Origin of the sequence: Mycolicibacter senuensis (genome assembly GCF_003284925.1) — a bacterium.
Classification (GTDB): domain Bacteria; phylum Actinomycetota; class Actinomycetes; order Mycobacteriales; family Mycobacteriaceae; genus Mycobacterium; species Mycobacterium algericum_A.
Window position 1 is genome coordinate 17048 of record NZ_QMEX01000007.1, and the last position, 26955, is coordinate 44002.

26 protein-coding genes are annotated in these 26955 nt (G+C 65.4%); 16 read left to right on the forward strand and 10 right to left on the reverse strand.

Annotation, left to right across the window (positions count from 1 at the left end):
• Window positions 1-23: 23 nt before the first annotated feature.
• Window positions 24-1523 (reverse strand): class I adenylate-forming enzyme family protein, encoded by a 1500-nt coding sequence (locus DQP56_RS04300; RefSeq protein WP_112683751.1) that lies wholly within the window; start codon window positions 1521-1523, stop codon window positions 24-26.
• Between the two features lie 173 nt (window positions 1524-1696).
• Between DQP56_RS04300 and DQP56_RS04305 the strand changes: the two genes are divergently transcribed.
• The 9 genes from DQP56_RS04305 (at window position 1697) to DQP56_RS04345 (ending at window position 11669) form a co-directional block, all read left to right on the forward strand.
• Entirely contained in the window at window positions 1697-2851 is a 1155-nt protein-coding gene (locus DQP56_RS04305; protein WP_112683752.1) for a thiolase family protein, read from the forward strand.
• A gap of 20 nt (window positions 2852-2871) precedes the next feature.
• Window positions 2872-4101, forward strand: a complete 1230-nt coding sequence (locus DQP56_RS04310; RefSeq protein WP_112683753.1) for a cytochrome P450 — start codon at window positions 2872-2874, stop codon at window positions 4099-4101.
• 110 nt (window positions 4102-4211) lie between these two features.
• Window positions 4212-5705, forward strand: a complete 1494-nt coding sequence (locus tag DQP56_RS04315; RefSeq protein WP_112683754.1) for a class I adenylate-forming enzyme family protein — start codon at window positions 4212-4214, stop codon at window positions 5703-5705.
• Window positions 5702-6844 (forward strand): acyl-CoA dehydrogenase family protein, encoded by a 1143-nt coding sequence (locus DQP56_RS04320; protein ID WP_112683755.1) that lies wholly within the window; start codon window positions 5702-5704, stop codon window positions 6842-6844. The genes DQP56_RS04315 and DQP56_RS04320 overlap by 4 nt, the downstream gene beginning before the upstream one ends.
• A gap of 131 nt (window positions 6845-6975) precedes the next feature.
• Complete coding sequence (locus DQP56_RS04325) at window positions 6976-8127, forward strand: amidohydrolase family protein (RefSeq protein ID WP_205868793.1); 1152 nt, start codon at window positions 6976-6978, stop codon at window positions 8125-8127.
• Complete coding sequence (locus tag DQP56_RS04330; RefSeq protein ID WP_112683756.1) at window positions 8124-8384, forward strand: hypothetical protein; 261 nt, start codon at window positions 8124-8126, stop codon at window positions 8382-8384. The genes DQP56_RS04325 and DQP56_RS04330 overlap by 4 nt, the downstream gene beginning before the upstream one ends.
• Before the next feature lie 35 nt (window positions 8385-8419).
• Window positions 8420-9556 carry an acyl-CoA dehydrogenase family protein gene (locus DQP56_RS04335; protein ID WP_435673815.1) on the forward strand — a complete coding sequence of 379 codons (1137 nt, stop codon included), beginning with the start codon at window positions 8420-8422 and terminating at the stop codon, window positions 9554-9556.
• Window positions 9553-10746, forward strand: coding sequence for an acetyl-CoA hydrolase/transferase C-terminal domain-containing protein (locus DQP56_RS04340; protein ID WP_435673816.1), 1194 nt, complete (start codon window positions 9553-9555; stop codon window positions 10744-10746). Before DQP56_RS04335 ends, DQP56_RS04340 begins: the two co-directional genes overlap by 4 nt.
• Window positions 10747-10760: 14 nt before the next feature.
• Window positions 10761-11669 (forward strand): SDR family NAD(P)-dependent oxidoreductase, encoded by a 909-nt coding sequence (locus DQP56_RS04345; protein ID WP_112683758.1) that lies wholly within the window; start codon window positions 10761-10763, stop codon window positions 11667-11669.
• A 71-nt stretch (window positions 11670-11740) separates the two neighbouring features.
• On the opposite strand, the gene DQP56_RS04350 is transcribed toward DQP56_RS04345, so the two are convergent.
• The 3 genes from DQP56_RS04350 to DQP56_RS04360 all read right to left on the reverse strand — a co-directional run bounded on the left by DQP56_RS04350 (window position 11741) and on the right by DQP56_RS04360 (window position 14066).
• Window positions 11741-12496, reverse strand: a complete 756-nt coding sequence (locus DQP56_RS04350; protein WP_112683759.1) for an SDR family NAD(P)-dependent oxidoreductase — start codon at window positions 12494-12496, stop codon at window positions 11741-11743.
• A gap of 142 nt (window positions 12497-12638) precedes the next feature.
• Window positions 12639-13511 (reverse strand): SDR family NAD(P)-dependent oxidoreductase, encoded by an 873-nt coding sequence (locus DQP56_RS04355; protein ID WP_112683760.1) that lies wholly within the window; start codon window positions 13509-13511, stop codon window positions 12639-12641.
• 102 nt (window positions 13512-13613) lie between these two features.
• A complete protein-coding gene (locus DQP56_RS04360; protein ID WP_112683761.1) occupies window positions 13614-14066 on the reverse strand; it encodes a nuclear transport factor 2 family protein in 453 nt (150 codons plus the stop codon).
• A 456-nt stretch (window positions 14067-14522) separates the two neighbouring features.
• Between DQP56_RS04360 and DQP56_RS04365 the strand changes: the two genes are divergently transcribed.
• Entirely contained in the window at window positions 14523-15353 is an 831-nt protein-coding gene (locus DQP56_RS04365) for an enoyl-CoA hydratase-related protein (RefSeq protein ID WP_112683809.1), read from the forward strand.
• Window positions 15354-15358: 5 nt separating this feature from the next.
• Here DQP56_RS04365 and DQP56_RS04370 read toward each other — a convergent pair whose 3' ends face one another.
• Window positions 15359-15982 carry a cysteine hydrolase family protein gene (locus DQP56_RS04370; protein ID WP_112683762.1) on the reverse strand — a complete coding sequence of 208 codons (624 nt, stop codon included), beginning with the start codon at window positions 15980-15982 and terminating at the stop codon, window positions 15359-15361.
• Window positions 15983-16227: 245 nt separating this feature from the next.
• Between DQP56_RS04370 and DQP56_RS04375 the strand changes: the two genes are divergently transcribed.
• The 4 genes from DQP56_RS04375 (at window position 16228) to DQP56_RS04390 (ending at window position 20000) form a co-directional block, all read left to right on the forward strand.
• Entirely contained in the window at window positions 16228-17577 is a 1350-nt protein-coding gene (locus tag DQP56_RS04375) for a TetR/AcrR family transcriptional regulator (protein ID WP_112683763.1), read from the forward strand.
• Window positions 17578-17738: 161 nt separating this feature from the next.
• The gene (locus tag DQP56_RS25730; RefSeq protein WP_112683764.1) at window positions 17739-17966 is read left to right on the forward strand and encodes a ferredoxin; all 228 of its coding nucleotides are present in this window, start codon (window positions 17739-17741) and stop codon (window positions 17964-17966) included.
• Window positions 17953-19176 (forward strand): cytochrome P450, encoded by a 1224-nt coding sequence (locus tag DQP56_RS04385; RefSeq protein WP_112683765.1) that lies wholly within the window; start codon window positions 17953-17955, stop codon window positions 19174-19176. Before DQP56_RS25730 ends, DQP56_RS04385 begins: the two co-directional genes overlap by 14 nt.
• Before the next feature lie 23 nt (window positions 19177-19199).
• The gene (locus DQP56_RS04390) at window positions 19200-20000 is read left to right on the forward strand and encodes an SDR family oxidoreductase (protein WP_170306045.1); all 801 of its coding nucleotides are present in this window, start codon (window positions 19200-19202) and stop codon (window positions 19998-20000) included.
• 31 nt (window positions 20001-20031) lie between these two features.
• On the opposite strand, the gene DQP56_RS04395 is transcribed toward DQP56_RS04390, so the two are convergent.
• From DQP56_RS04395 to DQP56_RS04415, 5 genes are read right to left on the reverse strand one after another with little or no spacing between them, the layout of a single operon-like run.
• Window positions 20032-20508, reverse strand: a complete 477-nt coding sequence (locus DQP56_RS04395) for a hypothetical protein (protein WP_133258886.1) — start codon at window positions 20506-20508, stop codon at window positions 20032-20034.
• Between the two features lie 43 nt (window positions 20509-20551).
• Window positions 20552-20992, reverse strand: a complete 441-nt coding sequence (locus tag DQP56_RS04400; protein ID WP_112683767.1) for a nuclear transport factor 2 family protein — start codon at window positions 20990-20992, stop codon at window positions 20552-20554.
• Window positions 20993-20998: 6 nt separating this feature from the next.
• Window positions 20999-21952 (reverse strand): VOC family protein, encoded by a 954-nt coding sequence (locus tag DQP56_RS04405; RefSeq protein ID WP_112683768.1) that lies wholly within the window; start codon window positions 21950-21952, stop codon window positions 20999-21001.
• Window positions 21952-23163 (reverse strand): CaiB/BaiF CoA transferase family protein, encoded by a 1212-nt coding sequence (locus DQP56_RS04410; RefSeq protein ID WP_112683769.1) that lies wholly within the window; start codon window positions 23161-23163, stop codon window positions 21952-21954. The genes DQP56_RS04405 and DQP56_RS04410 overlap by 1 nt, the downstream gene beginning before the upstream one ends.
• On the reverse strand, window positions 23160-24653 hold the full coding sequence (locus DQP56_RS04415) for an aldehyde dehydrogenase family protein (RefSeq protein ID WP_112683770.1): 1494 nt from the start codon (window positions 24651-24653) through the stop codon (window positions 23160-23162). Before DQP56_RS04415 ends, DQP56_RS04410 begins: the two co-directional genes overlap by 4 nt.
• A gap of 114 nt (window positions 24654-24767) precedes the next feature.
• Here DQP56_RS04415 and DQP56_RS04420 point away from each other — a divergent pair, with 114 nt between their 5' ends.
• Entirely contained in the window at window positions 24768-25973 is a 1206-nt protein-coding gene (locus DQP56_RS04420) for an acyl-CoA dehydrogenase family protein (protein ID WP_112683771.1), read from the forward strand.
• A 17-nt stretch (window positions 25974-25990) separates the two neighbouring features.
• Entirely contained in the window at window positions 25991-26953 is a 963-nt protein-coding gene (locus DQP56_RS04425; RefSeq protein ID WP_112683811.1) for an acyl-CoA dehydrogenase family protein, read from the forward strand.
• The last annotated feature ends 2 nt before the right edge of the window (window positions 26954-26955 follow it).

The window sequence follows — 26955 nt, forward strand, 5'->3', positions numbered from 1 at the left end:
CCTCGGTGTTCTCATGCGGACGTTTACAGGTCGACGGTGGCGAACTTGAGATCTTCGACGATCTCGCGGCGCACCACCTTCCCGGTGGTAGTGGTCGGCAGGTGGTCGCGAAAAACGATCCGGTCAGGAGTGCGTGAGCCCCGCAGCTTCTTGCGGGCGTACTCGCGTAATGCCTCGGCGTTGTGGACGCTGCCGGGTTCGGGCACCACCACCGCAACGATGATCTGGCCCCACTGGGGGTCCTCGAGGCCGACGACGGCGACGTCGTGAACATCGGGATGTTCGATCAGCACATCTTCCACCTCGGACGGGGCGATGTTTTCGCCGCCCCGGATGATCGTGTCGTCGGAGCGTCCACCGATAAACAGGTACCCCTCCTCATCGGCCGTAGCGACGTCTTTCGTCGGGAACCAGCCCTGCGCGTCCAGCACGGATCCGATCTCGGCGTATTTGCCGGAGACTTGCGGGCCGCGCACGAACAATTCGCCGGTCTCACCGGGGCCTAGCACCGTTCCGTCTTCAGCGCGGATCTGTATCTCGATGCCGGGCACCGGCCGTCCAACAGAGCCCAGCCGCCGGGCAACGGCCTCATCGCTGGAACCATGGGCGACATGGTGATCTTCGGGTGTGAGTACCGTGATGGTCGAGCTGGTCTCGGTCAACCCGTAGGCATTGACGAATCCGACCTCCGGCAGGAGGTCCAGAGCCTTGCGAACCAGCGGCAGGCCCACTTTGGAGCCGCCGTAGGCGAGATTGCGCAGCGTCGGTAGCTCAGTCGGCTCGCTTTCCAGCACAGTCACGATGCGGTCCAGCATGGTCGGTACGACCGTCGCGGTGGTCACCCGTTCACTGCGGACCAACTCCACCCACTCCCTGGGGTCGAACCTGCACAGATACACGATTTTTCGACCCGCATACACGTTCGACAACGCCGCACCCACCCCAGCGATGTGGTAGGGCGGAACGCACACCAGGGCCGCGTCGCCGGGGTCCGCGGAACCGAAGTCCACGGTGCCGGTTATGTAGCTGGTGAGGTTGTTGTGTGACAGTTCTACGGCTTTGGGCCGGGAAGTCGTTCCCGAGGTGAACAGCACGATCGCCACGTCGTCGGGATCGGCAAATTCCGATACGGGATCGGTGGTGCGCGCGGCCGCGGTGAACTCGTCGGAAGTCATCACCTGCTTGCCGGCATCGATAACCGCGTCGCGGTACTCACTGTCGGTCACGATCAGCGGGTCGGGCAGGCGCTCGATCAGCTGGCGTAGCCCGTCGTCACTCAATCTGTAGTTCAGCGGTGTGAACGCTCGACCCGCCCGGGCCGACGCGAAGATCAGCAGGGGCAGCAGGACACCGCCGGTGCCGACATAAACCACATGCCGCGCCCCCGACCCCGCGATCACCCCTGCTCCCCCATCGGCGAGTTCACTGAGGTCGGCGGTGGTCAAACGAACCCCGCCGTCCACCACTGCCTCGCGGTCGGGATCACCCGAAACCGCCATGTCCAACAACAGCGAAATACTCAACGCCTCAGCCCTCACTCGCCACGCTCGCACTGCCCTGAACACGGGCGGTGTGGCGATTCCCGGCCCGTTGCATCAAATCAGCTATATAGTTATAGACTTCGCGGTACCGACATCATAGCGGCGGCGCGGCCGGCAGTCTCACCGCCCAGCCCTGCCGCCCGGAAGGAGCCCCCATGAGCAGCAAGCCCGAGATCGCCATCATCGGTGTCGGACTCCACCCGTTCGGGCGGTACGACGACCGATCGGCGCTGGAAATGGGAGCCGTGGCGATTAACCGGGCACTGCGGGACGCCGGGGTGAACTGGACCGATGTTGGCAGCCTCTACGCCGGCAGCCTGGAAGTGTCCAATCCCGAGGCGGTCACCGGGCTTGTCGGAATGACGGGGCTGTCGGCACGCGCGACACTCAGTGGCTGCGCCACCGGCAACTCGCTGTTGACCCTGGCCGCCCGCGATGTAGCGCTGGGCGAGGCGGACATCGCCGTGGGCGTCGGCCTGGACAAGCATCCGCGGGGGGCGTTTGGCGCCGACCCGTCAGTATCCGGCCTACCGCAGTGGTATGGCGACCAGGGCATGTTCCTGACCACGCATTACTTCGGCACCAAAATCATGCGGTATATGCACGACCATGGTGTGAGCGAGCAGACGCTCGCCCGCGTCGCTGCCAAGAACTTTGCCAACGGCGCCCTGGCCCCGCACGCCTGGCGCCGCAAGCCCATGAGCACCGAGGCCATCCTCGCCTCGCCGGTCGTCAACGCGCCGCTGCGGCAATACATGTACTGCAACCCCAACGAAGGCGCGGCTGCCGTGGTGGTGTGCCGCGCCGAGGTGGCCAAGCAGTACACCGACACGCCGATCTATCTGCGGTCCACCGCGCTGCGCAGCCGCCGCGATGGCGCCTACGAACTGTTGCGGACCTCGATCGAGCTGCCGTTGGCGGCCGGGACCACCGCCGAGGCCGCCAACGCCGCCTATGAGCTGGCCGGCGTCGGACCCGAGGACATCGACGTCGCGCAGCTGCAGGACACCGACTCCGGCTCAGAACTCATCCACATGGCCGAGACCGGACTGTGCAAGGACGGCGAACAGGAGGCGCTGCTCGCCGACGGTGCCACCGAAATCGGCGGCCGCCTGCCGATCAACACCGACGGCGGTCTATTGGCCAACGGCGAGCCCGTCGGCGCATCCGGCCTGCGGCAGGTCTACGAACTCGTGCACCAGCTGCGGGGCACCGCGGGCGACCGGCAGGTGCCCAACGACCCGCGAGTGGCGCTCGCCCAGCTCTACGGGGCACCTGGGACCGCCGCAGTCGCAATCCTGAGCAGGTAACCACGGGAAGGGAGCAGCCGATGACCGACACCCGGACCGACGAGCAGCAACGAGCAGAGGTGGACCTCGACCACCACTCCCCCGAATTCCGTGAGGACCCGTATGCGGCATTCCGTCAGATGCGGGAATCAGGCTGTCCGGTCGCCCATTCGCATCACTACGACGGCTTCTGGGCATTGACGGACTACGCGTCCGTCTTCGAAGCAGCGCGTGACGACGCCCTGTTCAACTCTTATCCATCGGTCGGTGTGCCCGCCAGTGGCATGCCGTTTCCCATTCTGCCGATCGAATCCGATCCGCCGCAGACCATCGAATTGCGCGACATCACACTGCGCCAGTTCTCCCCGGGGTCGGCCGAGAGGGCCCTACCCGCCGCCCTGGAGATGACCAACGAGGCCATCGACGCCTTCATCGAGCGCGGAGAATGCGATTTGGTCACCGAGTTGACGACACCGCTGCCTGCGCGGCTGATCCTGCGACTGCTGAAATTCGACGAATCCCGGTACATGGAGTGGGTGCACTGGGTGCACACCCTGGTGCATTACCGAGCCCACGACCCCGAGAAGTCCGCTGCGGCGGGCATGGAACTGTTCGCCGAGATCAACAAGCACATGGAGCAACGGCGTGCCAACGGCCTGGGCGACGATCTATTCAGCGACATCCTGCGCGGGACCCTGAACGGCGAACCCCTCGACGACACCCAGATCGCCATGTACACGTTCCTGATGATGCTGGGCGGCATGGACACGACCAGTGGATTCACTGGAAACGTGCTGCTGCGGCTCTGTGAAGACACCGAGCTCCGCCAACAGCTGATCAGCGATCCGGGGCTGATCAAGAAGGGCACCGACGAGCTACTGAGGCTGTACACGCCGACGCTCGGATTGGCCCGTACCGTCTCCCGCAACACCGAGTTCCACGGACAGTCACTGTGCGCGGGCGACCGGGCGATTCTCATGTGGGCGGCAGCCAACCGCGACCCGGCGATGTTCGAGAACCCCGAGACGCTGGACCTGACCCGGCCGAACGCGAAAAAGCAGATGGCTTTCGGGGTGGGTATGCACCGATGCCTGGGCTCCCACTACGCGAAGGTGATGTTCCAGGTGATGTTGGGCCAGATCCTTGCCCGCTTACCGGACTTCGAACTCGCCGGCGAGCCGCAGCGGTTCGCGGATGCCGGCGAGGTCTACGCCGTGTGCAATCTGCCGGTCAGGTTCACCCCCGGCAAGCGCATCGGCAACGCGAAGTAGTGCAGCTCCGCGACTTCATCGACGCCCGAGCCCGCCGGCGCCGGCAAAAGTTGGAGTTCCGTCATCCTAATTGGTTAAATAGTTAGAACTTAAGGCGAGGAGGCCCAGCGGTGACGGGTGGCACCATCGCCGGACTCCTCGATGAGTCCGCCTCGGCACGACCGGCGCGACCGCTGTTGCGCGACACCGCCGGGACGACGCTGACCGTGGCCGACGTCGCCGCCTTGACCACCGCCGGTACCCACTGGCTCTGGGAGGCCGGCGTCCGGCCGGGGATGACCGTGGCCTGGCAGCTGCCGTCGCACGCGTGGGCGGCAGTCTTGATGCTGTCCCTGGCACGCGCCGATGTCACACAGGCGCCGGTGCTGCACCTCTACCGGCGCCGTGAGGTGTGCTCGGCCGTCGAAGCCGCCGGGGCGGACATCCTCATCGTCGACGAGACGACGGCCGGCAATGCGCCACCGGGGGTGCGCGTCCTCACGCTGCCGGGTGATTTCCTCGACCAACTGCGCGCGCTGCCCGGATTGCCGCATCCGACGCTGGACCGATCGCGCTCGGCGGACGACATCCGGTGGGTGTACCTCACGTCGGGGACCACCGGCCTGCCCAAAGGCGTGTACCACTCGGACGCGACGCTGTTGGCCGCCATCCGTGGGTTCACCGGCCACCTCGGGCTCGGTGATCACCCGGACGAGGTCGGATCGATAGCCTTTCCGATCGCCCACATCGGCGGAATCATCTATTTGACCAGTGCGGTTCTGGCGGATTTCCCAGTGCTGTTGGTGCCGAAGGTGACGGCCGATGAACTGCCGCAGCTGTTGGCCGAACACCACGTGACCATCGCCGGGTCCAGCCCCGCCCTGTACCAGATGCTGTTGTCGGCGCAACAGGAGGCGGGAATCTCGCGGCCGTTGATCCCGTCGCTGCGCATGTTGATCGGCGGTGGCGCACCCTGCCCGCCCGAACTGCACAAGCAGGTGCGTGAACAGATGGGCATCCCGATCGTGCACGCGTACGGAATGACCGAGGCGGCGATGGTGTGTGTCAGTCGAGCCGCCGATACCGACGAACAACAGAGCAACAGCTCCGGCCTGCCGATTCCCGGGGTGACGGTCCGGATCAGTTCGACCAGCGAGATCGAGGTTCGTGGCGACAATCTGACGCCCGGCTACGTCGACCCCGAACAGTGGGCCGGCGCGACAACACCGGACGGTTGGTTTCGCACCGGGGACCGAGGATACCTGCGGCCCGACGGGCGCATTGTGATCACCGGCCGGACCAAGGACCTGATCATCCGCAAAGGCGAGAACATCGCACCGGACGAGATCGAGAATGAGCTGTTGGCGCACCCGCTGATCGACGAGGTCGTGGTGCTGGGGCAACCCGACCGGCTACGCGGAGAAATGGTCTGCGCGGTGGTGCGCCGCTCCTCCCGACACCGCGACGTCACGCTCGACGAGCTGTGCGCCTTCCTTGACGAGCGTGGGCTGATGAAGCAGAAGTGGCCCGAGCGGCTCGTCATCGTCGACGAGTTCCCGTTGACGGGGCTGGGAAAAGTGGCGAAAACGGAACTGGCCCAACGTATTGCAGGAGGAAACCGATGACCGGGTTGTCCACCGACGAGCGCCAGGAGCTCGCCTCGTCTGTTCGCGCCGCCTGCGAGAAGTTCGCGTCGGAGGAGCGGGTCCGGGCCACGGCCTATAACGGCGACGGCAGCTGCGGCGGCATCGACACCGAGCTGTGGACGGTGCTGTGCGCTCAGGTCGGAGTCGCGGCGATCGCCGTGCCGGAGAGCCTCGGCGGGGCGGGTTACGGCGCCTCGGCGCTGGGCGTCGTCGCTCACGAACTGGGCCGCACACTGGCACCGGTGCCGTTCCTCGCTTCGACGGTGCTGGCGACCGGCCTGCTCCTCGACACCTGCGCCGACGACCCCGATGCGGAGAAGCGCTTGTCCGGGCTGCTCGACGGCCATCGCACCGCGGCGGCCGCGATCACCGGCGACGGTGGGGTGTGGCGTCGCGGGGCGGTGACACTGACCGCAAGCCGCCGCGGCGACGGTTGGGGCGTCGACGGCGTGGTCCACCATGTTCTCAACGGGGCGACCGCCGACGATTTGGTTGTCGTCGCCGCAGCCGACAACGAAACCGCCGTCTTCCTGCTGGACCCGACCGCCGAGGGCATCGCCATCGAAGCGGAGCGGGTGCTGGACGGCACTCGCCCGATGGCCACCATCACCTTCGCCGGCGCTCCGGCGTCACGGCTGACCGTGGAGGCACCAGTAGACGACCTCATCGAGCGCAATGTGGACGCAACGTTGGCGGTGCTCTCCGCCGAGCAGGTCGGAGCGTGCGAACGGGTACTGGAGATCGCCACCGATTACGCGCGCACCCGTGAACAGTTCGGACGCCCGATCGGCAGCTTCCAGGCCATCAAGCACAAGTGCGCCGACATGCTGGTCGACCTTGAGTGGGCACGGTCGGCATCGCAGGCGGCCCTGGAGGCGGTAAACGGTGACGCGGCAGCAGCCGCCGAAGCGAATTGGCGCGCCAGCATGGCTAAGGCCGTGTGTTCGGAGTCGCTACGCAACGCCGCCCACGCGAATGTCCAGATCCACGGCGGCATCGGGTTCACCTGGGAGGACTCCGCCCACCTCTACCTGCGTCGAGCACGCACGGACGAGGTGTTGTTCGGAGGCCCCGGACAGCACTGGGACCGGCTCAGCGAACACGTCAAGCTGCTGTGAAACGCCCGCCGACCTAGTTATCCACCTTTGGTTGCTGGACCACCAGCGCGGTGACTAGAATCACACTAAATCAACTAAATGTTTTACGTTTTCTGTTCGTACGATTGTCCAACGCCACACGAGGAGGCACCGTGCCGCTGCAGCCCTGGATGGAACTGATCTCCGTCGACGACCACCTGATCGAACACCCGAAGGTGTGGAGCGATCGGCTGCCGACGAAGTTCTTGGAGGCGGGGCCCAAGATCATCGAGTGGGAGCGCCCCGACACTCAACAGATGTGCCAGGTCTGGGAGTACGAAGGCCGAATCTATCCCTACATCGGCCTGAACGCGGTCGCCGGCAAGAAGCCCGAGGAGTACGGCATCGAGCCGGTGCGCTACGACGACATGATCCCCGGCTGTTACGACCCCAAGGCACGAGTAGCCGACATGGACATCGACGGCGTGCAGGCGATGACCTGCTTCCCGTCGTTCCCGCGTTTCGCCGGGGCGGTCTTCGCCGAGGGCGAGGACAAGGAACTGGCCAAATTGTGTTCGGCGGCGTGGAATGACTTCCACCTCGACGAGTGGGCCGCCACCGCACCCGACCGGTTCGTTCCCGTCGCCATGCTGCCGTTCTGGGACCTCGACGCCAGCGTCAAGGAGATCCACCGCGTCGCAGCCAAGGGCGCCAAGTGTGTGACGTTCCCAGATCTGCCCGATCGGCTCGGCCTGCCCTCCGTTCACTCCGATCACTGGGACCCGGTGCTCTCGGCGATGGAGGAGACCGACATGGTGTTGGCCCAGCACTTCGGTTCCGGCGGCTTCCCGCCACCGATCGCTCCCGATGCGCCGTTCGCCGTGTTCATCACGCTGATGGGGACCATGTCGATGACCGCGATGACGGACTGGCTGTTCTCCAACACCCTCTACCGGCACCCGAAGTTGAAGATCGGCTTGTCCGAGGGCGGCATCGGCTGGATTCCCTACATCCTGGAACGCTGCGACAGCGTGTGGCGCAAGCACCGCTTCTACAACAACATCAACCAGGATCACCCGCCGAGCTACCTGTTCAAGAAGCACATTCACGGCTGCTTCATCGAAGATGATTTCGGCGTGGAGATGCGGCACATGATCGGCGTCGACAAGATCACCTGGGAGTGCGACTATCCGCACTCGGACTCGTTCTGGCCACAGAGCCGGGAGCGCGCTGCGCAGGCGCTGGAGAACGTGCCCGACGACGAGGTGCACCGCATGGTCGAACTGAACGCCCGCGAGTTCTACAACTTCCCGCGGGCGGCGTGACCTCGGGAGCGGACGGCGGGCCGGACGGCGTGGACCGAATCGAGCAGCTGCCGGTATCGGACTGGACCGATCAGGATCTGTTGACCAAGGACGAGGCCAGGGAGCGCCTCGTCGCGGAGATCGGGCGCTGCCGGGCCCGGTTGGATGAGCTCCAGGCAACCGATTCCGACGAGTCGGAGATCAGGCTGCTCGCCCGTCGGCTCAACGCGATGGAGTCGGTAGCCGACGAGTACAACGACTACCTGGACGGAAAGTGACCCCGGCCCGTCCCCGACCAACAAAAGGAGCGATGGTGCCTGTCCAGACGGAGGACATCGACGCGCTGCGCACCCAGGTGCGCGCTTTTCTGGAGGGTGCACCCAAACCCTCCGGTCTCCGTAACTACGGACCCACACCAACGGCGGCCGATGTCGCTCCAGGGAGGCAATGGCACCGCTATCTCGCGGACCACGGCTACACCTGCCTGCACTGGCCGCGTGCGTACGGCGGCGCCGACGCGACCGTGGCAGTCCAAGCCCTCTTCGCCGAGGAATGCGCACGCGCCGGAGTGCCCCGTCAGTTGAACATCACGGGTGCGGACCTGGTCGGCCCCGTTTTGATCAAGTTCGGTACCGACGAGCAGAAAGCCCGATTCCTCGAGCCGATCCGGGTCGGCGCTGACCTCTGGTGCCAGCTGTTCTCCGAACCCGGTGCGGGATCCGACCTCGCCGCGGTGCGCACCCGTGCCGAACGCACCGCGAACGGCTGGCGCATCGACGGCCAGAAGGTGTGGAGTTCGGCCGCGGCGTCGGCTGAATACGGTCTGCTGTTGGCGCGTACCGGGCCGGACAAACACCGCGGGCTGTCGATGTTTGTCGTCCCGATGGACACGCCCGGCATCACGGTGCGCCCGCTGGTTCAAATGGACTCCGAAAGCAAATTCAATGAGGTGTTCTTCGACGGCGCCGAACTTGCCGACGACGCCCTGATCGGCGAGGTCGGGCAGGGCTGGACGATTGCGCTGGTCACTCTCGGTCGCGAGCGGCTCACCCTGGGCTCGCAGGCAGTCTCGATGTTTCGGCTGCACGAACGGATGGTCGCCGCGGCACGCGATCACGACCTGCTGGATCCGGTGCTGGCCCGATCCATGACCAAGCTGTGGGCCCGGATGTGGCTGCTGCGGTTCACCTGGCAACGGGCCATCGAGTCCGGTGATCTCACCTCGCCGGAGTTCTCGGTGCTCAAACTGATGACGTCGGAGACCGACCGCGACCTGGGCGATCTGGCCACCGAGGTGCTCGGCACCGATGCGTGCACCGACCCCGCCGACGACGAGCTGGTGCACCACATGCTGGTCGGCCGAGCCCAGACCATTTTGGGCGGAACCAGTGAGATTCAGCGCAATATCCTCGGCGAGCGGGTGCTGAGCCTCCCCAAAGAGCCGCGGTGACAACGTCGTTCACCGGACCCGACCTTGCCGCCGCGCTGCGCGCCGTCGTGCGCCCCGCCATGACGGTGGCGCTTGGCGACGGTGTCGGTGAACTGCGCTGTCTCGATGACGGGACGTCTGTACCCGCCACGCTGAGTGCGGTGGCCGGTGAGGTCGGTTCGGTGCGGCTGGTGCTGGGCTGGCTGCCGGCGGCACTGGAGGGTCTGGATCCGACGGCGTTCGCTGAAGTCATCGCGCTGATGCCCGGCTGGGGCGTACGTGACGTGCTGCAGAGCCCAACGGCGCGGTTCCTGCCGACCAGTCTGGCCGGGATCGACGCGGTGTTGGCCGGCACACTCCGCCCCGATCTGCTGATCACCAAGCTGGTGGAACGAAGCGGACAACTGCACTTCGGCACCGAGGTGTCCTGGCAGCGGCAGCTCATCGACCACGGCGTACCGGTGCTGGGCATCCTCGATGCCACCGCGCCGGGCGCGAGCGCCGAGCCGCCGCTGGACCGGTCCCAGGTGCGCGTCGTCGGCCACAGCGGCGACGGGCCGGTCCGCGTGCCGACCCGTGAGCCCGAACCGATTCACGAGGCGCTGGCCGATGCCGTATTGCGTTTCGTACCCGAGGGCGCCCGGCTGCAGTACGGGCCCGGCCAGCTGGGCACTGCACTGTTACGGCGTGCGGATCAACCGCTGCGGATCGACACCGGCCTGCTCACCGACGCGGTCGTCGACCTCGATCGCCGTGGCCGGCTGATCGGTGAACCATCGGCGACCTACCTGCTCGGCAGCGACTTGCTCTACGAGTGGGCTGAGGCTCGGCCGATCCTGCGCGGCATCGACCACAGCCACGATCTGACCCGATTGTCGCGCGGGAACCCGTTCGTCGCGGTCAACACCGCCATCGAGATCGACCCGGTGGGCCAAGTCAACGTCGAAGGCCGTGGCGGAAAAGTGGTCGGCGGCATCGGCGGGCACCCCGACTACTGTGCGGCGGCCCGGATGAGCTGCGGCGGCCTGTCCATCATCGCAGTGCCCACGACGGTAAACGGGCATTCACCGCTGGTCGCCCGGCTGAGCCGTCCGGCATCCACTCCGGCTCATCACATCGACCTGATCGTCACCGAATCGGGTCACGCCGACCTGCGCGACGCCGACTGGTCGCAGCGCCGCGAGCTCATCACCCACCTCTTCGACCAATGAAAGGGAGCAATCGCATGACCCCACTCGACGGATGTGTCGTCCTCGTCACCGGCGGCGGCCGCGGTATCGGCCGTTCCCACTGCCTGGAGCTGGCCGCCCAAGGGGCTGCCGTGGTGGTGAACGACCCGGGCGTGGGCCGCGACGGCACCGGCGGCGTCGGCGAGGGGCCGGCCGCGGAAGTGGTGGCCGAGATCGAGCAGGCCGGCGGCAAGGCCATCGCCCACACCGGCTCGGTGGCCTCGTGGGACGACGTGGCCGACATGGTCGCGACTGCGGTCTCGACGTTCGGCACGCTCACCGGGGTGGTCAACAACGCCGGCATCGTGCGCGACGCGATGATCACCAGTGCGACGGAAGCCGATTGGGACGCGGTGATCGCCGTACACCTCAAGGGCACCTTCGCGGTCACCAAACACGCCTGCGACTATTGGCGGGCGCAGGCCAAGCAGGGCAATCCGGTCGACGCACGGATCGTCAATACCGTGTCCGGTGCGGGGCTGTGGGGCAACATCAGCCAAAGCGCCTATGGTGCCGCCAAGGCGGCGATCGCAAACCTGACCGTAGTGACGGCAATGGAGATGCGCCGCTACGGCGTTGCGGTGAATGCGATCTCACCGTTGGCGGTGACCCGAATCAGCGAGGACTTCTTCGGCGGTGCCGCCGCCGAGGATCCTGCCCTGGACCCGGGACGCAGCTCGGCGGTGGTGGCCTGGCTACAGTCCCCCGAATCATCTTGGCTGACCGGCCAGATCCTGCGCATCAACGGCGACCGGCTCAGCCGTATCAACGGATTCACCGAAGCCGCGGAGTGTTATCACGCCAAAGACGGTGTCAGCCTGCATTTCTCGGAGATCGGGCAAGCAGTCAGTTGGCTGTGGGGGACACTGCCCCGAGGCTTGGCCGGTCCGTTGCCCACGAGTTAGCGCACTTGGCTAGGACGCTTTCCAGGATTGTCCGCAAACGCGACCGTACCTCAGCGGTCAGAGGTGAACCCTCACTTGGTGCTTGACTGCACGTACGCGCCGTCAATCTCGAGGGTGGTCGCGGTGACGAAGCTGGCCTCATCCGACAGAAGGAACGTCACGACGTCGGCAACCTCTCGGGGCACTCCCATCCGGCCCATCGGGATCAAGCGCGCCCATCCGTCTTGCAATTCCTGAGGGAAACTGGCCATCTGCGGGGTCTCGATGGTACCCGGCGCGACGGCGTTCACGCGGATGCCGTGGTTGGCGTAATCCAATCCGGCGTTTCGCGTCAGTCCGACGACTGCGTGTTTGGTGGCGACATAGGCATGCAGGCCTGCAGCGGCTTTGAGTCCGGCAGCTGATGCGGTGTTGACGATGGCGCCACCGCCGTGGCCGATCATGTGGGCGATCTCAGCGCGCATGCAAAAGAACGTGCCGCGCAACCCGATACCGGTGACGGTGTCGAAGGTCGCGGTATCGAGTTCGTGCAGTGGCGTAGGAGTATGACCGATGGCGGCGTTGTTGACGGCTAGGTGCAAGCCACCATAGGTGGAAACGGTGAAGTCGATCAGCGAGTTGACATCGTCTTCCCGGGCGATGTCGGTGCGCCGAAATGCTGCGTCGCCGCCACTGCCGGTGATCTCGGCGACAACGCGCTCGGCGCCGTCTTGGTCGATATCGGCGATGACGACTTTGGCTCCGTATTCGGCGAGCCGTTTGGCAGTGGCCTCGCCGATACCCGAGGCTGCGCCCGTGACAACCGCGACTTTGGAGTCGAAATTCATTGGGGGGTAATCCCTTCTGGTCAACCACAGTGGATACTGTCATGGCCCCCGCGCCGAGCTGGATTGGCTCGCCCGACCCTGGCCCAGGGGTTCAGCGCCCCTTGGCTGTCGGAGTGAGACCGAGTAGACGAAAGACCTACGGTTACGGCGATACTTTCGTTCGGACGATCCCTTTGGCGCGAAGCTGACTCAGCAGGTCGGGTTGGCTGAGGATCCTTCCGGTGAACGACGCCGGCTGCTGAGCAATCCACGCGACGAGTTGCCCTGGGGCTTCCGGTAGTTCGTTGTTGGAATGGTCTGCATCGGGAAGGCTGAGGCGCACAGCCTGGGTCACGGCATGGACTTCCAGCGCGTTGACCGCCACTCCGGTGCCACTCGTCTCGTGGGCCAGCCCCACGGTGAATCTGTTCAAGGCCGCTTTCGACGTCCCGTACGCCAACTTGCTCTTCGACAAGTCGAGGCCGTCGGCACCGAAGCTTCCCCCGGTGGATCCGATTGATTCGGCGAGACGCTCCACTGTTTCGAGGTCCAGGCGCCCGTCTGCCGAAGTGATGTTGACGATGTGACCGCCACCGCGCTTGATCATCTGGGGCAAGAACGCCTTGGCCATCATCATTGGACCACGAATATTGACACCCATGACAAGGTCCCAGCGCTTGACTGACATGTCGAGCAGGGGCGCCAAATAACTGACGGCGGCATTGTTCACGACTATGTCGCACCGCCCGAAGTGGCCCATCGTTTCCTCGTAGGCGGCGGCGACATCCTCCTCCCGCGACACGTCCCCGTGCACGGCGATCGCCTCGACGCCTTGGCTCCGCACGTCGGCGGCGACTTCGTCGATAGTGCCCGAGAAGGTCTTACTCGGAGAGTGTTCGGTGCTGCGGGCGAAGACAGCGACCGCTGCCCCCGCACGTCCCAGTTCTTGCGCGATCGCGGCGCCGATGCCCCGGCTTGCACCCGTCACTATGGCCACTTTGCCTTCTAATTCCATGGTGAGCCTTTCGATCTCCATGCGGTGTTGGAATGTAGCGACTTGCTACTCAGCGGGCCGTCGGTTGGCGATGCACGGTGTTGACAGCGGCAGGGCGATCACACCGGCGCACATTCGGCGCCATCAGTCGGGTGTTCTAACGCCCGCGGCAGCCAAGGCGGGCAGGAGGGTCTGCGCAGAATGCAGAGTGTCTACGTACTCACGAACCTCGACCACTAAGCCGCGGTCGAGGTCGACCCGCGAAATGAACGTGCAGATGTTATGGAAGGCCACGCCACCGGGCAACTCCGCACGGCACTCGACCATCAACGCAACGCGGTCGGACTCCACGATAGCGTCGGTGAATTCAAACGACGGTCCGATGAGGCCGAATGCGCCACGGAGGGTGGGTTTGATCTCGGCCATCGGGGTCGTCGTTCGGGTGGAGATGGCCCACCACGTGCCTGAGTCATCGAGGCACGCCAGCCCATCTTCGAGCCGGCCTGCTCCGATCAGCTCCCATGGCCGGTAGGCGAGTTCGATGACCTCGTCCCGCCTATGCGGCATCGGGAACTGCGTTGCGCGGTATTCCGACATGACGCTCCTTAGATGTTCACGTCAGCGGTGGCAGCTCCGTGATCGGCAGCCGTCCCGACAGTATTTTGACACAACTGTCAGCTGCTCGTGTCGACTTTCCAGAGGTTTCTTCGCAGCTTCCGCGCTGAGCCTGTCCGTGTTGGGCTGTGCCGGGATGGCCTGCCGGCCTGCGAAAGCGATTACGTGCCGCGCTATCCCGCCGCGATGTAGCTGGAGATGGGTCTGCGGATTGGGACATCACCGGCGCCGTTCTGGATAGCATCGGTGTCACCATCGCCGACGCCCGGCTAACACGAGGCTGACCTGGCCACCACGCCGCAGGCAACGGGAAGGAAGCGCTATGAGGCAAGACCGGCTGCGCGACCAGAGCCGCAACGTCGCCTATAACCCGGCCGACAACAGCACTGAAGCCGACCAGCCGGTTCTGCCGGTGACGGTTGCGTGCGCGTCGCGGTCATGACCGGATACGCCACCGATCTGGGCGTGGTCCGTTACGAGCACGAGGCTCCGATCGCACGCATCGTGCTGAACAACCCGGCACAGGCGAACGCACAATCCAGCGCAATGGTGCAGCAGGTCGACGAATGCCTCGACCGCGCGCGGTATGACTACGACATCAAGGTCGTAATTCTCAAGGCCGAGGGCAAGGGGTTCTGTGCCGGTCATGTCATGAAGCCGGGCGCGTATCACGAATTCGACGAGGCGGTCGAGCACCAGGGAAAGAACTGGCAGGGCAGCAGAAAGCTGTTTGTGGACCCCACGCTGCGGTTGTGGGAGTTTCCGAAGCCGATGATCGCGCAGGTGCACGGATACGCGCTCGGCGGCGGGACGTACTGGGCGCTGCTGCCCGACCTGACGATCTGTGCCGACGACGCGTATTTCCAGATGCCCTTGGTGCAGGCGCTCGGCTTTCCCGGCGGGGAGACGATGATCGAGCCCTGGGTGTTCATGAACTACAAGCGCGCCGCCGAGTACCTTTACACCGCGCAGACACTGAGCGCACCTGAAGCGCTGGCCATGGGCCTGGTAAACCGGGTCGTGCCGCGCGCGGACCTCGACGGTGAGGTGGAGCGCACCGCCGCACAGATCGCCCGGGCGCCGCTGTCTACCCTGCAGGCCACCAAGTCGCTGTTGCTGCGGGCGTGGGAGGGCATGGGGATGCGTCAGCACATCACGCAGGCCGCAGACCTCATGGCCGTGCTCGAAGATATGCGCGACGCGCGGGACCACCGGGTACGTCTCCTCGACGGAGGGCGCCTCCCACGCGACGCCATTTCCGATCCCTGACCCGGCTAGCCTTTCCAGACGGCCAGGATCTCGTCGACGGTGACCACCGAACCGAGCAACGAGAACGCATGCCTGAGCATGTCTTCCTGGAAGGACTTCGGGAACCCGGCAGCCGCGTCACGCGCGATCACGATCCGGTAGCCGATGTTCACGGCCTCGATCGCCATGCCGATAATGGCCTCGTTCAACGAGATCCCGCCGATTATCAGCGTGCGAATTCCCAGACTACGCAGAATCGGGTCGAGTTCGGTTCCGTTGAACGCGGACATCCCGTGAATGCGGGCCGCGATGATGTCTTCCTCGCGCACATCGAGTTCTGGCAGCACGGCTGCCTGTTCGGACCCGACAAGAAGGTAGTCCGGGTCCTTGAGCATCGCTGCCATCAGCGGCGTGTTGATGATGATGCCGGCCCGGTCCTTGCGGAACTGCAGGGTTGCATGCACCACACGCGCCTCGTTGTTCCGAGTCCCGTCGATCAGGCTCCGCAGCCCGTCGATGACGCCACGGTCACGCACCTCCGTGGCCTGCGGCCGCATAAGGGGCGGGGCGAGGTCACCGATGATGCCGCGCTGCATTTCCGACACGACAACGGCGGTGTGCGCCGGATCGATGAGTTCGGCAAGCTTCATGCCCACGCCTCCTGCGCGTCGATTGCACCGGATCGCATCGATGTATCGGCGCGCACCTGACGCGGCGCGAGCTGCGGGTGAGGAATCCGGCCCGGGCCTACCGTATCGGCGGCCAGATCCGCACCGGCCAGCGGTCCCTCAACGGTAGACTTCTGCCCGAATGACTCCCGCCACGCGACGCTGAGGAAGACGGGTTGCCGACGTTCGATTCCGCTCCACCCGCGCCCAGCGGTGGTGCAGCGGACATGCTGAGGCAGGATCGGGTTTCCGCCACCGCCCCGGAGCGCCGCCGCGCCCCCTATCCGGTGAGCCCGGTGATTGGCCCCGACGGCACACGGGCGTGGCAGGAGATGGTCGCGGCGGCTCGTGTGCTGTTCAGCGAGCGCGGTTACTACGCCACCACCGTCGAAGCGATCGCCGCCGCCACGGGCCGCTCCGATACGGCCTTCTACCAATACTTTCAGGGGAAGTTGGAGGTCTTCCGGATCTTCGTCGAGGAACTCGGCGCCGATCTGGCCGATCACTTCGCCGCGATACCGGTTCTGGATGCGGACGGTCTCAGTGAAGTCGAGTCGTGGATCGAGGGTTTAGGACACCTGCTGCGTAGGCACTCCCCCGTCTTCGCCGACTGGCCGCTGCATACCGAGGATCAGCCGGCCACTTACAACCCGTCCGAGGACTACATGCGGCGGTTCGCAGACGGCATGCAGGCGGCTCTGAGGAACGCTGATACCGGCGGGTTGGCGCCGCGCGTCTTGGCTACTGCGATCATTTGTCTTGTCGAATGGGCCCACATCGCGTCCGATGCTGCTCACGCCGTCGCGGACCCGCGCAGCCACGAATCCGCGATGCACGCGACTCTGGCCCGGATCATTCATCGCACCGTCTTTCCGCCCGCTCATCCATTGGCGGCCCCGCCGCGCGGCGCGACCCGCTCAGTGCCGCCGCCCCACCTGGTCGCCCCCTTGGCCGGCTTACGTAAACCGGTCAGTAGACGCGGCCAGGCGAAGGTCGAGCACATATGCGCGGCAGCACTTCACGCATTCGAACGCCGTGGACTGGCAGGAACCAGCGTGAATGACATCATTGCCGAGGCTCAGATCGGGCACGGCACCTTCTATCAATACTGGACTGGGCGCGACGCCGTCTTCGCGACCCTGGCGCATCGCGCAACTGGGCTGATGGGCGACCACTTCACGCGGCTGCCCGGGCTCGACACACCTGACGATCTCGGGGAGTGGCTCGATGATTGGTTGTCGATTGTCGCGACGCACGGGACGGTGTTTCACATCTGGACTGCGGAGATCGCGCAGAACCCCGAGCTGTTGCCGGTTGCCCGCTCGGCGCGCATGCACCTCGAGCAGATCACCGCCCGCTTGCACCACCGCTGGCCGGATGTGGCCGCCCTGGACACCCGGTCGGCGGCGACCGCGCTGTGGTCGTTGCTCACCGAGTTCCCGTACAACGCCTGGGTGCGGCATCCGGTGCTAACCCGCGAGCAGATTCTGGAGTGCCAGAAGCTATTCCTGGTCCGGGGCGTCCTGGGCGGTCGCGAACCCAGCATTTGTGGGTCGCTGACCCATTCGGGTGAGTGAGGACGTCGCACGGCCCCGGGAAAGCGGCGAGCGTAACGAATTTCGGGAAATTACCGAACCCCCTTCCATTGTGACATGTCCCTTAGTAGAGTGACGGTCGTCACGATCTGCCGGTCTGCGCTGAAGCGCCCGATGCGCGCGCCGACGAAGGAGCCAGCGCCATGCGAGTACACGTGGATCCCGAAAGGTGCCGAGGCCATGCCCGTTGCCTGACCATCGCGCCGGATGTCTTCGATTTTCTCGACCTCGAAGACCGTGCGGTCGTCCGCGAAGGCGCAGTGTCGGGGGCCGATCCGGCCGTTCTTCGGGAAGCCGAACGCGAATGCCCGGAGCAAGCCATCTCAGTCGAGCTGGACACGGAGGCGCAGGGAAACGATGACGAACACTGAGGCGTTGGCAGAGAACATTTTCACGGATCTGGATCACCACTCCGACTACTTCCGGGAACACAACTACGAGATATATGAGGCTCTTCGCTCCCGATGTCCGGTCGCTCACTCCAACGCGTGGGGCGGATTCTGGGTGTTCCTCGACCATGACGACGTCTACGAAGCCGAGAACAACACCGACGTTTTCAGTTCGGTGAAGGAAAAGCAGGTGCCGCGGAACGACAGTCCCGACCCGTTCGTTCCGATCGACACCGACCCGCCGCTGCTGCAGCAGTACCGCAAAATCACGCTGCCCTGGTTCTCGCCGTCGGCCGCCAAAGAACTGGAACCGACGTTCCGGCGGCTCGCCACCGAACTGATCGACGATTTCATCGAGACCGGGCAGGCCGACATCATCCAGCAGCTCACGACACCGCTGCCGGCTCGATGGATTCTGCTGGCGCTTGGCTTCGACGAAACCCGCTGGCCCGATTGGGTGGAGTGGACGCATGCGGTCGTGCACGACCGCACCTCCAATGTCGAGAAGTCGGTGAGCGCCGTCACCAATATTTACACCAACATCATCGCCGAGATGCAGCGGCGCCGCGACGAGGGGTTCGGCGCCGATCTGCTGAGCACGATCATGCAGGGCGAGGCCGATGGCGAGCCGCTGCGGGACGAACTGGTCATCGGATACGCATTCCTCATGCTGCTCGCCGGCATGGACACCACCAGTGGCTTAACCGGGAATGCGCTCGTCCAACTCGACGAGCACCCCGATCTTCGCCAACGACTGATCGACGAGCCCGGCATCCTACCCAAGGCCACCGAAGAATTTCTTCGTCACGACACTCCAACGCACACGCTGAGCCGGCTGGTCACCCGCGACTGTGAATTCAAGGGCCAGCACCTGCGCTCCGGCGACCGCGTCTTGCTCATGTACGCGGCCGCCAATCGCGATCCCAAGGTGTTCGAGAACCCAGACGTCATCGATTTCGACAGGTCCCCAAACCGGCACCTGGCTTTCGGGGCCGGTCCGCACCGCTGTCTGGGATCCAACCATGCGCGCGTCATGTTCCAGGTAATGATCTCGGAAATCCTCAGGCGTCTACCCGATTACAAAATCACCGGCGAGATCGAGCGCTTCCGCGACGCCGGCGACGTCTATGCCCCGCGTCACCTGCACATCACGTTCACCCCGGGCGAGCGGGCAGATCCCGTTTCGGCCTGAAACCCCACACGCGAAGGAGAGCAATGGTGGATTACGGAATCAAGGGCAGAGTTGCCCTCGTTGTCGGCGGCAGCAAGGGCATGGGCTTTGAGGCCGCGAAAACGCTTGCTGACGAAGGCTGCCCGGTCGCGGTGGTCGCGCGAACCCGTGCCGATATCGACACCGCGGTCGAGGCCATCCACGACCGCGGAGGAACGGCGATCGGTGTGTCGGCCGACATCAGCCAGCGCGGTGAGGTCGAGGATGCGGTTCGTCGGGTCCGCGATCAACTCGGTCCGCCGCTGATCGTCATCGGCCAAACGAAATACCAGAAACCCGGGGACTTCGCTGATATCACCGACCCCGAGCCGTATCGCGAGTCGTTCGAGGCCTACACCATCAGCCAGTTTCATCTGTTGCACGCTGTCCTGCCGGGGATGCGTGACGCCGGCTGGGGCAGGTTCGTCCACGTCGGCTCCGCGACCGCGAAGGAACCCAACGGCAATATTCATCACGTCGTCGCCAACGCCACGAGACCGTCGACGATCGGACTGCTCAAGACCGTCGCCGACGAGTACGCCCGCTACGGGATCACCGTGAATACCGTCGCCCCTGGATGGATCGAGACCCAGAACGCCATCGACTACTTCAAGAACCACATCGGCCTCGACACCGAGGAACAGCGCCGCGAGTTCATGCTCAACCAGGCCAGGGTTCCCGCTGCGCGGATGGGCACAGCTACCGAAATCGCCTCGCTGATCGTGTACCTATGCTCGGAAAACGCCGGGTACATCACAGGGAGCTGGATTGAAGTCGACGGTGGGGTGCACCGGTCGGCCTTCTGATCGGGCGCCTGGCCAGGCCGTTACCGCGAGACTAACCGCGCAACCGCCCGCCGTCAAAGCTGTTCCACGACTGAGGTCTCAGCTCGATGATCACCCGGTCCTGTCTGGCCAGCGCGCGAGCCATCACCGTCGCGGCCGCGTCGTCGGACGTCGCCCGCCGGCAGAACGCCGGATAGAACCAGTTCCCCACGTGCGGGTCGGTGTGCACTGTGGCCAGCGTGCGTGCGCTCACCATCCGCTCGGGTGGCGCTGCCGAGCCCGCACTGGACACCGCGACCGCACTGCGCGGTTCGGCGATCAAGCAGGGAACCCTCGGCCGGTCACGAAACGACGTCACCCAGAACGCGTCCCGCTCCCACACATAGGTCTGGATCGCGGCCACCGGCCAGCCGTCGCCTCTGAGCCAGGTCAGGGTGCACTCCGTCTGTGCCGCAAGACGTTCCGCACGTTCGTTTTCGCTGAGACGGAGCCGGGCGAAATCCATCTCCACCTCTTCAAAGCCAGACATTCACGGGTACAGCAGACGTGACCAATCCGATCCAATCGTCTAATCAGGCCGTCGAACCCGGTCGCTTGCCGTCGACGGAGACTCGTCGATGCGCGAACAGCCACCGGTCTCCGACTGGAACGAGCACGTCGCGGTAGCGGCCCCAGTGGTCGGCCGCATCCACCTGGAAGACCACGAAATAGGCTTGGGTTTCGATGCGTTCGGGGTGTACCGCTGTGAAGAGCAGGTTGGCGACGTAGTGCCGCACGATGTGGTGAGCGCCGGGCGGTGGGGTGTCGGTCCGCGCGACCCGTGGCCCGAGGTCACTGAGCGCGGCGACGATCTCACCCCGGCCCCGGGCGGTGAACCCGCCCTTGACCTCGAGGATGCCGTCCTCGCTGAAACAGGCCGACAGCTGCTCCAACTGCCCGCGGTCACCGGCGTGGTTGTAGCGGGCGTACGTGTCGCGGACGTTTTCCCGCGCGATCAACTCGTCGAGGGTCACCCCGGTTCACCCTTGCTTGCTGAAATATTTCGCCGGTCGTTCGACGAATTCGAAGACGACACCGTCGGGTGATCGTAGAAACGCGATGTAGAGGCCGTCGATCTTGGTACCCGGTAGTGGGCACCACACCGGTTCACCCTGCGGTTCAATGGCCTTCGGCAACGACGACAGTGCCTTTTCGACGTTCTCGACCCGAAGTGCGCAGCGGTAGAGACCCTGACGATTGCCACCCCAGGGCACCGGGGTGGGCTCGGTGTCGGGGTGCGCAACGACGGTCAGGCCGAACTGATGCCCGTCCTCAGCAAGCGCGTACCGAGCCACCACGCAGTCCGTTGACCCGGCGGATCCACCGGGTACCAATTGCTCTCCGGCCACGGGCCGCTTCACCGGCGCCTCGATCTCCACGAAGCCGATCGCGGTGAGGAAGTCTCCGGTGGCGGCCGCGTCGATCGCCGCGATCCTGATGCCCGCGAACAGTGCTCCCTTCGACGCGTCGACATCGGGAGAAGCCTGGCTCAGTTCGACCACCGCGCCGTCGGGGTCCAGCACGAGTACCGACTCGGTGCCGCTGATCAGGCCGTCCACCGGATCACCCACAACGATCCCGGCATCGCGCAGCGACCTCGTCGTGCCTTCCAGATCGTCCACGACGAACAGCGTCGAGCGAATGCCCGGGCGAACCGGATCGGTGCTCGGATCGCGTTTCAGCGCCGGCGTGTGGTACTCGATGGCCTCCAGCGCGCACCCACCGCGACCACCCCGCGCGTCGTAGAGAAACGATGTGGCGCAGTATGTTTGGCCGTCAGTGCCGAGGATGGTGCCATCTGTGGCCACCCGCGGGTCGGTTCGCATCCGCGCGGACAGTCCCAGGTGTTCGACGTAGAGTCGTTCGGTGACCTCCAGCGATCCGCAGTTGAGGTTGACGTGGAGAAAGCGGCGGGCGAGATCGTCGGATACCACTACAGCACAACCGAGTTGATCTTGAAGTCGATGATCTGATCTTCGCTGTAACCTAGTTCGGCCAGCAGCGCGTCGGTGTGTTCGCCGTGTCCTGGCGCGCAGTTCAGCTCAAGCGGTGTCTCGTCGAACTGCACCGGGCTGGCGGCCAGGGCGAACTCGTTGGCCTTCGTGTCGACGGTCCGCGGCAGGTAGCCGTTGGCGATCGCCTGTGGATCTCGGTGAACCTCTTGCGCGGTGCGCATCACGTCCCAGACACCCTCGAAACCGGCGAACGCCTTCTCCCAGTGTGAAAGATTCTCGGCAGCAAAAGATTTACGCAACTCGGCAATGCAGTCCTGGCGATTGCCGAACCGCGCCATCGCGTTGGCGAAGCGCTCGTCGTCGATCAAGTCGGGCCGGCCCAGCCGCGTGCAGAACTCGGACCAGAACCGATCGGCCTGCAACAACACGAACGCGACAAACCGGTCGTCGCGCGTCTTGTAGATGCTGGCCACCGGATTGGGCATCTCCTCGAGCTGAAACTTCGGGATGTCCTGTCCGGTGACGCCGGCACCGACGATGTCGGGCCCAAGCTGCCAGATCGCCGCGTTGAGCAACGAGACGTCGACCACTGACGGCACACCGGTACGCTCCCGCTTGAGCAGCGCCCCTGCGATACCCGCCGCGATGGCCAGGCCGCCGTAGGTGTCGCCGAATGCCGGTCGCTGGAGCGGCGGATAGGACCCGTCGCCGGCCGCGTAGGCGTCGCCGATTCCGCCCCGCGCCCAGTAAGCGGCCAGGTCGAATCCGCCCTGCGATGCCAGGTCGCCCTTGGTGCCGTAGCCGTGACCGCGGGCATAGATGATCTTCGGGTTCCGGGCCCGCACCGCCTCGACGTCGATTCCCATCCGCTGTCGTGAGTCCGGCAGCAGGTTGGTGACGAAGACGTCGGCGGTTTCGATCAACTTCATCAGCAGCTCGAGCCCCTCCGGGTTGGAGGTGTCCAAGCCGATGCTGCGCTTGCCCCGGTTCGGCTGCTCGACGAAATGGTTCACCCCGCCGGCCCCGGTGACGACGCCGGAACTGATCAGGCCGCGCTGCGGATCGCCGGTCTCGGGATGCTCGATCTTGATGACGTCGGCGCCCCAGTCGGCGAGTACCGCCCCGGCAGCGGGGACAAACGTCCAAGCGGCCAGTTCGACAACGCGGATCCCGCTGAGAATGTCGGTCACAGCGGATATCCGATCGTCTTGGTCTGCAGATGTTGCTCGAAGCCCTCGATGCCGTTCTGCCTGCCGATGCCGCTGAGCTTGTATCCGCCGAATGGCGCATCGGCGCCGTAGTACATGCCGCTGTTGATCATCAACGAGCCGGTTCGGATGCGACGGGCAACGGCCATGGCGCGCTCGTTTGAGCCCATGATTGCGCCCGCCAGGCCGTAGGTGGAGTTGTTGGCCATCTCGACGGCGCCGTCGTCACCGCCGTCGTAGGGGGTGATGGACAAAACGGGCCCGAACACCTCCTCCTGGAAGATGGTGTGGTCCGGTGCCACGTCGGCAACGACGGTCGGTGCCACGAAGTAACCGCGCTCCAGGCCGTTCGGCACGCCACCACCGACGGTGACGCGGCCTCCGTCACGCTTGGCGATCTCGATGTAGTTCAGTACCCGGGCCTGCTGCTTGGCCGACACCAGTGGCCCGCAGAAGGTGTTCGGGTCCGAGGGGTCGCCGACGGCGAGGGAGCCGAAGGTCGCGGTGGCGACCTCGACGGCCTGGTCGTAGTGCGAGCGCGGCACGAGCATCCGGGTGGCCAGCGCACAGCCCTGCCCGGAGTGCATCAGCGCGCCGATACAGCCGGGCAGCGCCATGCCCATGTCGGCGTCGTCGAGCACCAGGTACGCCGACTTGCCGCCGAGCTCAAGCATGTTGCGTTTCATGGTGTCGCCGGACAACCGCTGGATGAGCTTGCCAACCGCCGTTGATCCGGTGAAGGACACCATGTCAACCCGCGGGTCGGTGGCGAGCACCTGGGCGATGTCGTTGTCCGACGCCGGAACGATATTGACGACACCGGCCGGGATGTCGGTCTTCTCGGCGATGATCCGGCCCCACCGCAACGCATTCCACGGTGTTTCGATGGCCGGTTTGAGCACCATCGTGTTTCCGGTGGCCAGGATCTGCCCCACCTTGTTGCTGATGATCTCGAAGGGGAAGTTCCACGGCGTGATGGCGCCGACGACACCCATCGGCTCCTTCACCACGACACGGTTGTACGGCACGCCCATTTTGGCGTCCTGGGCAAGCATCCGCTCCCACTGAAAGGTCGAGATCAGCTCGGCGGGGAACCGGATCGCGTCGGCCAGCGGCCATTCCATCTGCGCGATGTGGGTCATCCCCACCGTCGCGCCGACCTCGGCGATCAGCTCGGCACGGATGTCTTCCTTTTCCTGTTGCAGTGCGTCGTGCAACTGCATCAGGCAGCGTTGACGGAACTCGCGGTTGGTCGACCAGTCGGTGGTGTCGAACGCACGCCGCGCGGCCGCGATCGCCTCGTCCATGTCCCCGGCACTGGCGTCGGCACAGACGCCGAGCACCTCTTCGGTGGCAGGGTTGATGTTGTCGGCGGTTTTGCCGGTCGACGATTCACGCAGCCGGCCGTCGATATACATGCGCGTTTCCGGGTTGAACCGGACGGTTGTCGCGGCGACTGGTGAAGCCGTCATTGGTGCTCCCTCTCGCAGATGTGTCAGCGTGGGTTATCGTACCCCTTATAGATAATTGTTTAGCGGATTCGATCGAACCTGTCGATCCGTCCGAAACGACGAAGGGGGGTGCGGATGTCCGCCCCCGTCGACGCTGGCGTCCTCGGCAGTCGCCACCGCGATTATGTGTCACAGGTGGCGCTGTATCGCCAAGATTTCCGCAGCTACCTGCGCAATCTGGACTGGGCCGACGACTGGCGGTCAGCGGCCTTCACCACCGCTGAGGACGGTCTGGCCCACGATGCGGAGGTTCTGGCCCGGCTGTATGAGGCCGGCTGGAACCGCTATGGCTGGCCGGAGAGCGCCGGCGGTCTGGGCGGCGACGAGATTCACCGCGCCGTCTACTACGAAGAACTGGGCTACGCGATGCTGCCGGTGCCAGCTCAGCACTGGACGTTGGAGACGCTCGGCCCGGCGCTGCTGAAGTTCGCGCCGGATCTGGCGGCCAAGCATCTGCCGGGTTACCTCAGCGGCACGGAATGGTGGGGCCAGAGCTTCTCGGAGCCGGAGTCCGGCAGCGATCTGGCCACCCTGCGGACCCGCGCCGTCGAGGACGGTGACAACGGCTTCGTCATCAACGGCCAAAAGATCTGGACCAGCCAAGGCCCCACCGCGACCCGGCTGCTGGTGCTGGTTCGCACCGGCGCGCCGGAGACCCGGCACCGCGGGCTGACGATGATGATGGTCGATGCCGACGCGCCCGGCGTCAGCATCCGCCCCATCGCGCTGGCCAGCGGTCGGCGCGAACTCGCCGAGGTGTTCTTCGACGACGTCCGGGTACCAGGCGAGCGGGTGGTCGGCGACGTGGGCGGCGGTTGGGCCGTCGCGATGCACCTGATGCAGTTCGAGCGCGGCATGTACGGCTACGCGGTGCTGACCAAGGTGGTCACCGAATTGAGCAGGTTACGCGAGGAGATGGTCATCCACGGCGCCACATCGGCACAGCGGGAAAGGTTCGCCCGCGTCTACGTCGACGTGGTATCAGCCCAAGCACGCACCGCCACGACGGTGCGCAGGCTCGCCCGGGGCGAGTCGGTGGGCGCCGACAGCAGCATCGACAAGCTGCTGTTCGGCCGCGCTGAAAAGGAAGCCAACGACTTGATCCTCGACATACAGCGCGACCAGATGATCGCCGGGAAGAGCAGCGCGGAACTGGACACGATACGCGCGGAGTGGTGGTACTCCCGGGCCGCCACGATCATGGGCGGCACGGCCGAGGTGCAGCGTGGCATCATCGCCGATCATCTGCTCGGACTGCCGAAGGAGAGGCGGGGCCAGTGACCGACGAATCGTGGCCGATGGTCGAACAGGCCGTGTTCCGGCTCTTCGATGAGCTGGCCGCCAAGAATGCGGGTGAACACGTCGTGGTCGGTCCGCAGCTCGCCGAACTCGGCTGGTCGGACATCGAGATCGAGTACCCGATCGAGGCATGCGAGCTGCTGTTTCGTGCACAAGGCAGGTCGCTGGCCAGCACTGACTGCCTGGATCGGGTGATGCTGGCTGAGCTGGCGGCGCTGCTCGACGAGCCGGTGGACGGCATTGTGCTGCCGGATCTCGTGGCGGGCTATACACCGGGGTCCGACGCCGACCGGGTGGCCGGAATCGTGTTGGGTCCGCTCGGCGGACGCCTGGTCGTCCCGGTATCCGGCCCGATGGGAACGGTTTCGGTCGGTGTCGTCGACGCCGGGCAACTGAGCGGTCAGCGGCTGGACACCTTCGACTCGTCCGTGTACTGGACACAGGTGAGTGGGCCGTTGGACGTCGTGCTGGTCGAGGCGTCGACCGAGTGGAACCGTGCGATCGCCGCCGCGCACCGGGCGCTGGCCACCGAATTGGTGGCACTGGCTGATAAGGCGTTGCGGATCGCGGTCGATCATGTGAAGGTGCGCGTCCAGTTTGGAGTCCAGATCGGATCCTTCCAGTCGCCGCGGCATGCGTTAGCCGACGCATCCGCTGTCCTGGAGGGAGCACGCGCGCTGCTCGGCGAGTCCTGGCGCTACGGCGGCAGGCTGTCGGCGCAGACCGCCAAGGCGGCGGCCGGGAGGGCACACCGCGCGGTCAGCGATGCCGCGCTTCAGGTGTGTGGGGCAATCGGCCTGACCGCCGAGCACGACTTGCACCGCTACGTCGGGCGAGGATTTCAGATCGACTCGCTGTGCGGCTCCGCCGATCAGTTGGAAGCGCTACTGGGTGAGCGCTTGTTTGGTATCTACGCCCCGGGGCGTGCGCTACCGGCGATAGTAACCTGGGCCGAGGATTAAGG